Origin of the sequence: Puia dinghuensis (genome assembly GCF_014642875.1) — a bacterium.
Taxonomy (GTDB): Bacteria; Bacteroidota; Bacteroidia; order Chitinophagales; family Chitinophagaceae; genus Puia; species Puia dinghuensis.
Genome location: NZ_BMJC01000003.1, coordinates 73,431 through 85,868 on the forward strand (window position 1 = coordinate 73,431; position 12,438 = coordinate 85,868).

Annotated in this window: 4 protein-coding genes; all 4 read right to left on the bottom strand. The window is 55.5% G+C overall.

What is annotated here, in order from left to right:
- Positions 1 to 5: 5 nt before the first annotated feature.
- From IEY39_RS13665 to IEY39_RS13680, 4 genes are read right to left on the bottom strand one after another with little or no spacing between them, the layout of a single operon-like run.
- Positions 6 to 6,518, bottom strand: coding sequence for a solute:sodium symporter family transporter (locus IEY39_RS13665; RefSeq protein WP_188932440.1), 6,513 nt, complete (start codon positions 6,516 to 6,518; stop codon positions 6 to 8).
- Between the two features lie 4 nt (positions 6,519 to 6,522).
- Positions 6,523 to 7,533, bottom strand: a complete 1,011-nt coding sequence (locus tag IEY39_RS13670; protein ID WP_188932442.1) for a GntR family transcriptional regulator — start codon at positions 7,531 to 7,533, stop codon at positions 6,523 to 6,525.
- Positions 7,534 to 7,576: 43 nt separating this feature from the next.
- The gene (locus tag IEY39_RS13675; RefSeq protein ID WP_188932444.1) at positions 7,577 to 9,229 is read right to left on the bottom strand and encodes a RagB/SusD family nutrient uptake outer membrane protein; all 1,653 of its coding nucleotides are present in this window, start codon (positions 9,227 to 9,229) and stop codon (positions 7,577 to 7,579) included.
- Positions 9,230 to 9,252: 23 nt separating this feature from the next.
- Entirely contained in the window at positions 9,253 to 12,357 is a 3,105-nt protein-coding gene (locus IEY39_RS13680) for a SusC/RagA family TonB-linked outer membrane protein (RefSeq protein ID WP_188932446.1), read from the bottom strand.
- Positions 12,358 to 12,438: the final 81 nt, after the last annotated feature.

A 12,438-nucleotide genomic window follows, 5' to 3' on the forward strand; every position in this document is an offset into this window, starting at 1 on the left:
TAATTTCATAGGTCCTGCAACTGCACATGCACGCAATCGGTGATGTGGAAGGGGGGACGCCTGGTTTCGCCGTGCACGACGACCCGGTTATGTAGGAACGTCAGCCCGTCCACGCTTCGGGCCGACAGCAACAGGCCGTTGAGGGTATCGAAATCGTTGTCTTCTATACGGATATCGTGATGAACAAAGTCTCCTGCTATGCTCTTCCGGTTCTCAGGAGCGACGGCAATGACGTAGTCGTCGGCAGCGGAGTTGTAACCGCAGCCGATGAACCGGTTGCGACGGATCGTGACATCGCGCGCAGGGCCGGACTCGAACCAGCTTAGAGCGTCATCTGCGATGAGAATAGCATGCATACCCGTCTTGTAAAACGTGTTGTCCTCGATGAGGACCTTGCGGCGGGTCGTCACCAGAACGCCGCGCGTGTTCGTCCGTTCGAAGCGGCAATGCCGAATGGTGACTTCGGGGGTCCAGGTGATGTTTTCGATGCAGTCGCCGATGCGTATGGATGCGGGTGGCGCGGTTTCCATTTGCAGGTCGATCTCGCGCCGGCTGATCAGGCGGACGCTGCGCACGATGCCGTAGCCGATGGGTAATAACGTCTGAGGGTTGATGTAAGCGATGCTGTCGCCGGGATAAAATGCCTGGAATCCCCAGGTCTGGGGATGCATGAAGCGAACTCGTAGGGTCCTGGCGGTGGACACGATGCGCAAGTGCGTGCCATGGATATTCACCGCATCGTCATGCGAGCCCTTGGTCCAACAGCTGTCCAGCAGGATGCGGCCCTTGCAGCCGGAAAAATGAAAACAGTCTGCGAAGGCGCTAACGATACGACCGGAGCCCTGGCGGGGAGCTATGCGAACGCCTTTGAAAGAGAGGTTTTCAGAATATTGGGAAACGATGCCCAGTCCGTGCATATAATACATGTCCACGTTGTCCAGCATCACGTCACGGCTCTGTTCGATAAGGGCGCCGACATTATCGCGGTAGGGGTCGCGGAATGTCAGCACGTCGCCCGCATGAAGCCCGGCCCTGCTGAAATCGCCCTGGAAATGCACCCGGAACGGCCCGACACCGATCGCCCTGCTTTCCAGGAAGGGCTGAAACGATGAGTACCGCATCGTTTCGCCAGCCGAATCATATGAAATAGTAAAAAAGTTCCGGGTCTCCCACCCTTCCCCATAAAAGTGAATCCGGCCAGCGTCGTCGATCCGATAACGGGAATCCGGATGGGTGTCAACATCAGCACCGTCCGGCCCAACAGACCGGATCGTCATTTCCGACATGGTCGGTCGGTCATAATCCACCTGCACATCCCGGATGGTGACATCCGCACAGTGCAACAATGCAAACGATACCATTTTACCATGCAGCACCAACAGGGTATGATGTCCTTCTACAACCAGGTGATGCGCCCCTTCCAGGCAAAGCGCTATATGCTTTACTTTCGAGAGCGTATCATCCTCCGTTGCATTGGAGATGTACAACTCTTTTTCAACGGCTCCTTCCGGCCAAAGGTCGAACCTGCCGCCCGGCAGCGACAACACCTTCGCCTTTGTCCGGATAGCGTCTTCGACGGCTTTTCGCAGGGCGGGGCTTGTGTTGATGCTAACCGAAACTTGCTGGCCGGGGCCCAGCGGTACATCCACATAGGATATGACGCGACCCCATTTGTCCGTTACCCGATGCATCGGAACGATCTTCCCTTCTACACTGGCGTTTTCAAACCTACCGTAGAACTGAGCCCGCCAGACCAGTCGCCGGCCGCCTGTATTTGCGACGGTACTTTCCAAGGGCGATACATGTCGTACAGAAAGGGTCGTACCCAGGATGGGCAGCTCTTCCAGCCAGGCGCTGCCGGGTCCCTGGTGTCGATACAAAGTCGTTATCGTTCGGGTGCCGGGTATGGGGTCCACACCCATCAGACCAAGAACGATCGCCTGTACGACGCCGAAAGATACCTCGGGATATTCACGGCGCTCAGTACCGGGGTCGGCGAGGTAGAGGATCGTATGTCTCGCCGTATCCCAGAATCCTTCGCGGTAAAACAAGTAAGGTAGATAGGAGGTGTTCTCTACATTCCATCGCACTGACGCCAGGTGGTCGATGGTGCGGCGAAGGCGGCCGGTGTCCTTCAATGCGTCGAACCACAGCAGGAAAGTCTCGCCTTCCCCCAATCCGAAATGACCGTCGTTGCCGTACCAGGTGTTATAGCGGCCAAGGGAGTCGTTCCACCAATCGTGTTCGAGATGAAGCCGGTATCGTTCCGCGCGTTGGTCATAGGCAGCGGCCGCAGCCGTGAGCCCGCGCCCTCGAAGGATATCCGAATAGGCCTCCAGGCCCCGGTAGAGCGCCGCAACCAGGTCTACGCCCATCTTGATATTGGGAATGCCTTCCGAATAAGAAGGCAAACCGCGACAACGGTCGAAGGCATCTTGTTCATTGAATGGTTCGGGTGCATTGGGATGTGCGGGGCGGGTAAGCAGTGAATCCGGTTGCAGCACCCAGCTATTGATATACGCATCCGCGGTTTGCTGCTGGAAGTAGCGGAAGACGGGATCCTGATAATAAGTGCTGTCACCGGTCCAAGCGGCTAAACGCCATGTGGCTGAAAGCACATCGAAGTTGGCGTCGAGATTATACCAGAATTCCTTGTCGCTGCGGTAGTCCTCCGGCGCGGGTACGCCACTCTTATTCATTTCCCAATAGGAACACCAGTTTTTCGAGGCGGAAATATTCCGGGCAAACAGCGTCAGCATATTCTTGTTCGCCGCGTCGAGCCCCAGGATGGCAGCGCCGACCAACTGATGCGAGACATCGCGCATGCAGAAGGCATCTCTTGGCGGCAAAGCCGATTCATACCAGGGGCCAACGGGGTCGCCCGGTTTGCCTTTATAGTGCAGGGCTTGCGCCTTCGCCCAGGCAAACGCCCGCGTCAGAGCCGTGTCTGTGGCGCCGAATCGAACACCCTTGGAGGTGTCCATTGTTTTGGGTCGTGGGCCCTGAGCGGTGGCGGCGCCTACGATGATGGGTGCCCGACCATCCCACCGCACATCTTTTACCAGTTTTCCATTTCTGAAGATAGTTACCTCTTTGCCGCGGACGGCAATGCGCCAGTCTGCGCCAAAGGCAGCCATATGATCGAGCGACATAACCGACCATCCGGCCGGCATCCTGGGCATGATCGAAAAACTGCCCAGCCCCAGCGGGTCTATTCCAAAAAGTCCTTCGGTGACGACCCTGCAATACAACGCGCTCTCCGCCGCTAATTGCCGCTGGTTCCCTTCCGGCCACGCTTCAACCGGATAAGGCACATGCTCACCCAGCAAACGGGTACGCGAGTAACAGGAAAAATATCGGTAACACGTATCCGTAGCGCCGGCGCAGAAGAGTCCCCGGAAAGCGTACAAGGTGGCCCGGTCCCAAAAGGTGGTATCCCCCGCCTGGGTAAGAATGCCGTTCTTCGTCCAGAGATAGGGTGACAAGAGGGCCTGCACCGTTTGAGGCGCCCGGTCGTAAATGCCCATCACGAGCGGCAGACATATCCACGACCGGAGAACCGTATTCCCGTCATAATAACGATAGGTATTGAAACCGCTGACCCGCGCGCCGAAGTACTTGCCTAAATCTTCCCTAAGCCGGCCGGCTTCCGATTGCAGGCTGGCTGCCGTAGCGTTGTCGCCGAGTGATGCGGCCAGGCGTGAGGCATATAGAAATCCGCCATAGGCTAATACGTTGGTTGATAAATTGACCTTCCCGGCAGGGAACCGCCCTTCCAGTTCATCCGCGTCGCTGGCAATAACCCCGTCGGATGTGCGCTTCCGGCGCAGATATTCCAGGCACCAGCTGATCAGCGGCCAAAGGCGCCTTGCCTCGATGGTATCGCCGTTAGCCAGGGCAAAACGCGCCGCGCCGTAAGCGATCATGGCCTGGTCTCCCCGGTCGCCCGCCCCGTCCCAGATGGAATCCCCTTCGGCAACGATCGAACTGGGTATGGGCCGGTAGCCCGGATTCATGTAGGAGGCAAATAATCTGAAAGTGTTTTCGGCCGCCTCATTCCCGGATGCATTGCCCACGAACGGGAAGAACGGACTGGCATATTCTGCCTGGTCGTTCGCCCAGATGGCGGCGTAATATTGTCCGCCGCCCGGTCCGTGCATCAATCCCGCCTTTGTGTCATAGATGCTTTCCGTAGTCCGCAGTTTTGCAAAATCAAAAAGCCGGTTGATGGTATCGTTGGGTGTTGTAAGGACAAGCGAGCCGAACAGGCTGTTCACCAGTGCCTCCCGCCGTTTCAGCTCATAGGAGGCGGAATACGCATAGGGGTTTTCGGCTACCCGCCTCACCGATAGGACGTAAGCGAAGCGCGCCTGTTCATGAGGTTTCAATTCATAGTCGCCCCCACCGTAGGTACGTCGGGTGACTATAAACGGACCTTGTATCTCGGTCGCGGGGCTCGTGACACTATCCGCATCCACCATGGGCAGGTGCACGTGTATAACAGAGGGTCCCGGGTTAGTGAGCAGGTATTGCTCCAGGTAAGCCCGTTTATCAACCGATGGGAAGATGGTCCGCTGCAGGGTTAACGGCGTTTGTGTCCTGCTTACGATACGCAAAAGCCCTTTGATATAAAAGGCGGCCGGTCTTTCGACGATCGGCTGCCCATCCACCAGGATGGAATCGGCCACCCGTTCGGTAAGACGAAGGGCATAGCTGCCACGCGTATCGTTTGGGATCTTCCGCAAGCCGGGGAAGACAAGCTGTTGCTGCAGCTTTAGCCCCCCGGAAGGGTCCACGCCGTAAGTAACAATAGCCGCAATACCCTTGCCTGCCATTTCGATATGGTCGCTATGAGCGCGTCCCGGTTGCACCGTCCAGCTAATGCCTTTGTCCCGGCTTAGGTTCCACCGGGGTTGCTGTGCGGACAGTACAAGGGGGGAGAAGAGGACAAATATGGCTACCATCACCGCCAGCAACGCTACCGCATAGTAGTGCCGGTTCTTCCAGGGCGTCAGCTCCACCTTGGCATTCATCACCGGCCGGTATGGTTCAGCCATTGGCCATACCCTGCCCACGATGAGCATCAACACGGCAGTCAACACGAACAGTATGGCCAGCACATGAAGGAAATGTAATGGAACAGGGAAGATGGTTTGAGTAAGTCCATAGCAAACAATAAAAAATAACAGCCCGATTTTCGCCGCCAGCGCGGGCACCCGTTTTGTCATCATGCCAACAAAAATGATTGTGAAGATTGGAACATTAAAAAAACCATTCACCGTTTGTATGTAGGTATAAAACCCGTGCCGTGCAAAGACCAGGAAAGGCGCTATCGACATGGCCAGGAAACATACTCCCAGCTCGAAGCGCTTCGCTGCGCGCACCATCGACCGCTCTTCCACGTTCAATCCTCTCGACAGCCGCCAGGGCCGGTAAATGTTCAGAATAAACAGGGTGCTGCTGCTGTTCAAGCCGGCATTGAAGGTGCTCAGCCCCGCCCCGAAGATGATCGCCGCGAAATAGCCGCTGATAAAAGGCGGTGACACCAGGGCCGAGAGGGCGGGAAATACTTCCGCGGTGTTGTGCAGATGGGCGAATACATGCACGGCGATCAAACCCGGGATATTCAGCAACAGCGGAGAGACCAGCTTCCCAAGACAGGCCACCGCGATACCCTGCTGGCAGGTTTTGAGGTCGCGGGATGCCAGCACCTGCTGTACGATATATTGCTCGGTGCCCCAGTAATACAGATTTACCAGGATCATGCCCGTGAACAGGGTTGGAAACGGGATCGCATCACCAGCGCGGCCGATGCTGTTGAAATGGTCGCGGTGGCTACCCATCACCGTGCGAAGCCCCGCCCCGATATCGCCGTGCCCCACATACCGCAGAGCAAAGATGGGCAACAAGATCCCGCCGGCAAAGAGGCCCATTCCCAGCAGCGTATCCGACACCGATATCGCGCGGAGGCCGCCGAGTACGCTGTACAGACAACCTACAGCACCCATGATCCAAACCACCAGCCAAACCGAGGGCCAATAACCTATGCCCAAATGGTCGGATATATGAAACAGCGCATTGAATGCTACAGCACCACCGTATAATACTGTTGGCAGCAGGTTGACTATGTAGCTCACCAGGAAAATGATCGACACCATTGTCCCCGTCGACCGGTCGTAACGCTTCGCCAAATATTCCGGTGTTGTAGCAATGCCTGTCCGCAGGTAGATCGGCATAATGAACTCGGACACCAGCAGCATGGCGAACACCGACGTCACTCCCCAGGCTATCACCGTCAAATTGTTGGTGTACACCAGCTCGTTCTCCCCGATGATCGTCGCCGTATTGATATTGGCGAACAGCAACCCTCCCCCCACTACCAGAAATCCAAGACTCCGGCCGGCGAGGAAGAAGCCACTCAGGGTAGCCGCTTCGGTTTTTCTGGCCTGCCGCCAGGCGACGAAGGCGATGATTGACGTAAAAAGAAGAAAACTGCCTATCGTGACGATGTTCCCCATTTATTTATAGTGTGTTCCTCCGCCACAACACCATTGGCATCGTTTCCATTACCGCCTCCCGGCTCATCACGAATTCTCCTGCCTTCTTTCCCATCAGGGAGAAGTCCGCCGAATAGGTCGTGATCCCAATGAGCTCCTTGGCCGGCTCATCGTTATGGGAAAGGATACCGAGGTCACGGCCCGGCTTGAGCTTTCTCGCCTTGCACTCCTTGAGCATCGCAAATACAGCAAAGTTGTCCAGGGTGAAATAGGCCTTTCCCTTTTCCAGGGTGCCGGGTTTGAACTCCGTTAGCACGCGTCCTTTGATACCGGCATCCTTCAGGAATTTTTTGAAGGAACCAACGATCTCCTTCGGGTCAAGCGATTCGGGTGAGTGATAAAATATCATCTCGTCGAACTTCCGGATCTCCGGTGCGAGCTCCATGAATATCCGGTAGGAAGATTTCGCAAACTCCTGGGTGATGTGGTTGAATTCCCCGTCGATCGGCTCAAAACGATCGACCATCAGAAACCGGTGGCGGGGAATGGCCTCCAGCAGCTCTTTCGTCCGGGGATGCGGAATAGGCGCAATCACATACATCCCATACTTTCCCTTCACCTGTGTCAGAATGGTTTCGAAAACCTCTATATTGCCGTGGTGGAAGAAGACGTTGAGGTGTACGTTGGGTCCCAGTTCGGCCCTGAAACTCCTGTAGAACTGCTCCTCGAAGGTGTCCATGTTGTACATCAACAGAGCCACCAGCAATGTCTGTTCCGTATTTCCGTTCGTCACATAATAACCTCTACCGCGGGTGGAGCCTATGAGGCCCCGGTTGATCAGCTCCTGGTAGCCTTTCACTACAGTATCCCTGGAAAACCGGAGCTCCCGGATCATTTCGTTGAGCGATGGCAGGAGGTCGTCCGTTATCAGCACCTTTTGATCGATGGCGCTGATTATGCCGTTGACCAACCGGTCGTGTTTCGAAAACGACGGTACTGCCTCCAACTTCTTTATTTCATCAAAAACTGTCTTCATCCTTTACTTTAGGAAGTTTTGCTCCAAGATACGATACTTACACTCAATTATACCCGGGGTTCTGCGTAAGATTAGGATTAGCCTGGATCTCCGACCGCGGGATCGGATAGTAATAAAAGCCCGGCAACCACACCCTGGTCTGCACGGTGTCGACCTGGTAACTAAAGGTAGTATTCTGGGAATTGGTCGGTGTAATAATAATACCCAACGCATTGCCATTACCCTGATCGGCTATTCCCCAGCGACGGAGATCGAAGAACCGGTGCCCCTCAAAGCAGAGCTCGATGCGGCGTTCCTGGCGGATCTTCTGGATCAGGTCGTTTCCTCCACCCGAGGCGATGTCGGGCATGCCCGCCCGTTCGCGAATCTTGTTCAGGTAGGTAAGCGCGGTAGCCGTCTGACCCAGTTCGGCTTCCGCCTCAGCGTAGTTGAGGTAGATCTCCGACAGCCGGAAAACGATCCACTGGGCCGCGCTGTACGGTTGCACATTGAAGTTATAGGTGGAGTCGACCATCTTCAGCATCGTATATCCCGTCTTGGAGGCATTCCAGGGAGAGAGGGAGCTTAGTTTCGAGTCCAGTCCACCCAGCCAGAACTGGGCAGGCCGTCCCTGGAAGGAAGCGCCGTTGAAAAGGATATCGGCATAAAAACGGGGATCCCGGTTTGCGTAAGGGTTGGCCGCTTCCGAGGGATTGCTCCAGCTAAAGGCCGAGCCGTCGTTCATCTGGAAAGCTTCCACCATCTGCTCCAGTACATTGTAGGCGCTGTAGCCATTGTAGCCGTTGGGGCTGAGATCGCGATAGACGGTGTTGTAACGATCTTCGAATACGTTTCCATAGACCCTGGCGAAGATCACTTCCGGGTTGAAAAAATCCGTGAAGATCTTTCCATAGGTGGTGGAGGTTCCATAGAGCGAATACTGGTTCATGTTGATCACTGCCAGCGCTGCGTCAGCTGCCGCCTGCCACCTGGACATATCGTTCGCCGTATTGAAATAAGGACTTGCCGCATATAGCAGCAGCCTGGACTTCAGGGCCAGCGCCGCGCCCGTGGTGGCGGTTCCTTCCTGGCCCTGGGGTGGGGTCGCCTGTAGACCGGGAAGGGCAGCGTTTATATCGGCCAGGATAAATGCCGCCGTCGAATCCCAGGACGCCCGGGTTTCGGTAAACTTCGTATCGTTGATGGTATATACTTTGGTGATGAGGGGCACCCCGCCGAAGCGTTTTAGCAGTTCGAAATAGCACAGCGCCCGGAGAAAATGCACCTGGCCGGTCATCGAAGTAATCTGCGGGGCGTTGCCGACGGTGTCCAGCGTGCCGATGTTTTGAAAATAGGTGTTGCATTTCTGTATGGTGCTGTAGAGCGTTGGCCAGAAATTCAGGGTGCTGCTGTAGTTGAGCGGAAAAGAGCTACCCTGGTTGTCCGGCGTCGCCTGGCCCTGCACATAGGTGTTTTCGTGGCACCAACCGAAGTTGCTGTACAGCTCATCGGTTTGGGAGCCCCAGCCGAATCCGCCGTCTTTGAAGCCAAAAACGGCCTCCGCGTATATTTCGTTCACGAATACCTGGACCAGCGCCGGACTCGACCAGACAGCGTTGGTGGTAAATGAGCTGGTCGGTTGTATATTCAGCACCTTATTGCAGGCGCCTAGTGCTATTGTGCCTATCAGGAATAGTATGCCATATGACTTTTGCATGAGAAATTGCTTTAAATGGGGAATCAAAAGGTTACGTTCAATCCGACGTTAAGGACCCGTTGCTGCGGGTAATAACGTCCGTTAGTGGACGGACTGCTCGGGGCTTCGGGGTCGAAGGATGGGCCCCATTTGTCGATCGAAAACAGGTTGTTCCCGCTGACATACAGCCTGGCCGAGTTGATCTTCGCCTTCGACAAGATGCCCGTCCTGGAGAAGTTGTAGCCTATCTCCACATTTTTCAATCGCAGGAACCCGTCATTCAGCAGCCAGAACGTCGATCCGTAGGTGTTAGACCCATAGGTGGCGTTAGTGGGACCGTTAAATGTCCGGGGATATTTGTTGTCACCGGGTTTCAACCACCTCCCGTCATAGAATTGCTGCGCCATATTCAGCCCGCCCGGTTGCAGCATGGCTTTAGCGGCTGCCTGTCCCTGGAAAAAGATGGTTGCGTCGAAGTTCTTGTACCGGCTTCCAAAGCTAAAGCCATACATGATCTCCGGCGTAGCGGAGAGGTTTGTCCGTACCTGGTCGAGTCCATTGATCTTCCCGTCGCCATTGACGTCTTTGTACTGGATATCGCCGGGGCCCGAGCCGAGGGGGTGGGGTGTATGGCTCACCGTGGCGCTGTCCTGGTATAGACCCATGGCCTGGTAGAGCAGGAAGGACCCGGTGGGGTGGCCGGTCATGCGTTGCCAGGCGGGTACCGAAGCGGGTTCCGCCTCATAGACAACTTTATTGACTGCAAACGTGAAGTTGCCGTTGACAAAGTAAGAGAAGTCTTTGGTGGGGCTTTTTCGCCATCCGAGCTGGAATTCGATGCCATGGTTCAAGACCTTCCCGAGGTTCTCATCGGGCAGGCTAAGACCGGTATATTGAGGAACGGTCTCGTTGGGCGGCACCAGGATATGCGTCCGCATGCTTCTGAATACGTCGATGTCGAATGTCAGATTCTTGAGCAACCGCATGTCCAGGCCCAGGTCGGTCGTCGTCGCCGTTTCCCAGGTGATGTTTACATTCGGCGTAGGGCCGAGCACGAAACCGGGCGCCTGTGTGGGCGTCGTTCCGTAGAAATAGCCCGCCGCCAAGTATTGGGACAGCTGCCCTGCCTGCAACTGATAGGTTTGGATGTATTGGAACGGGGTCACGGCGTCGTTCCCCGTCTGTCCCCAGCTGCCGCGTACCTTTAACTCATCGATGACGCCCGAGTGGAAGAACGATTCATTGGACACCCTCCAGGCCGCCGACACAGCAGGAAAGAAGCCATACTGGTTTCCTTTAGGGAAATTGGGCGACCCGTCTTCCCGCATATTAAAATCCAGCAGATACCGGTCGTCATAGTTATAGGATACCCGGCCGATATAGTTCTGCCTGGCCGTCCTGGTCGTTACCGAATTATTCGATTCACCGATGGTACTGCCGGCAAAAAGGTCCTGCACGTTATTGCTCAGGAAGCCCGTACGATAGGCATCGAGTTCGGTATAGGTCTCACGGGACAACTCATACGCCGCGAAAGCCTCTACCGCGCTTTTTCCAAACTTCCGTTCATAGCCCAGCTTGACGTTGAACAGTTGATCTTCCGTCTTCGAGTCCGTGATCGACAGGTTCGGCGGGATCGTGCTCTGAACCTCGGTGAATGTATTTGTCGTCTCGTTAAAACTATAAGCGGGCGGCGGCTGTGCGTTGAAACCCTTATAGTTATAATAGAAAAGGTCGTAACTATAGTAGCCGTCGAGGTGTAAACCCGGGGTGATCTTATCCCAATTCCAGGCAAAGGACGTCTTGGTCTGGAAAAAATCGTAGTTGGTGGTGGTATTGCCAAGGTCACCGTTGAGGACGTATACCATGCTGTTCTGCGGTCCTCCGCCGATGCCTACGCCGACCTTTCCATCGGGGTACCGCGCCACCAGGTAGGGATAGGCGCTCCACAGTTCGTTGAAGATATCGCCGGCGGTGCCATATTGCGGGCCTTCGTTGAGCTTGTATTCGTTGCGGTACATGACGTCCAATCCGAGCCGGAAGCCGGGTGTTGCCTGGATGTCCACGTTGGCCCGGGCATTTTTATTGGTATAATAATCTGATCCACCCCTGTACATACTGTTCTGCCGGAGGTACTGTCCCGACAGATAATACTTCACCTTATCCGTACCGCCCCGCAGGGACATCACATCATTGTTCTGATATGACCAGGGGCGCATGACGGTTTTCCACCAGTTGGTATTGGGGTAGCCCAGCGGGTCGGACCCGTCCGCGTATTTCTGCAGTTGGGTTGCTGTATAGGTAGGCTGCTGACCGACCAACGCATCGTATTCATTCACCGACTGCGCATAGTCGTGCGAATCCAGCATTTTCGGCACCCTTGTCGGTTGTGTAAAGGCGCTATTCGTCGTGAACGACAAGGTGGACTTCCCGCTGAACCCGCGCTTGGTCGTGACCAGGACGACTCCATTAGCCGCCCTGGCCCCATAGATAGCGCCCGTGGCGTCCTTCAGCACGGTGAACGATTCGATATCGTTCGGATCGAGCCGGTTAAAGCCTCCCTGCCGGTCGGGGATGCCATCGATGACGATCAATGGGGCAGTATTGCCCAGCGTACCGATGCCCCGGATATAAAATGCGGCGTCATCGGCTCCGGGTTCGCCGCTGCGCGTGTTTACGATGAGGCCGGGCATTGCGCCTCCCAGTGCATTGGAGATGTTTGATACGGGTGATTTAGCGATCTCCGTTCCGCTGATGGCGCTCACCGCCCCGGTGAGGTTTACTTTTTTCCGGGTGCCGTACCCGATGACGACGGCTTCCCCCAGATCTTTCTGGCCGCCCTGCAGGACAACCGTCACCGCGGTGCGACCGTTGAGCGGAACTTCCTGGTCGCGGAAACCCACCATCGAAAATGTCAGCACGGCATTCCCCGGGGGCAGGTTTATAGTAAAGTAACCGGTGGAATCCGTGGTTGCGCCACGTTTCGATCCCTTGATGCCGACACTTACGCCACCCAGGGAGGCGCCTGATGAATCCGTAACCCGGCCGGTGATTTGCCTGGCAGACTGGGCCGATGCGGCGTTTGGCAGCATAAGAAAGCCTCCAAGGACAAAGCCGAGGAGGCAGATCTTTAAAATCATTTTTGCAAGCATGTTCGTTAGGTTTTGGCCTTTTAAATTTCTTATTTTGGTCAAACAAGACTAGTCTGGTCTAGTCTGGTTTATGTAAAAGTA

Coding starts and splice junctions, on each gene's coding strand:
- IEY39_RS13665 (WP_188932440.1), bottom strand. CDS start 6,518: ATGGGGAACATCGTCACGATAGGCAGTTTTCTTCTTTTTACGTCAATC.
- IEY39_RS13670 (WP_188932442.1), bottom strand. CDS start 7,533: ATGAAGACAGTTTTTGATGAAATAAAGAAGTTGGAGGCAGTACCGTCG.
- IEY39_RS13675 (WP_188932444.1), bottom strand. CDS start 9,229: ATGCAAAAGTCATATGGCATACTATTCCTGATAGGCACAATAGCACTA.
- IEY39_RS13680 (WP_188932446.1), bottom strand. CDS start 12,357: ATGCTTGCAAAAATGATTTTAAAGATCTGCCTCCTCGGCTTTGTCCTT.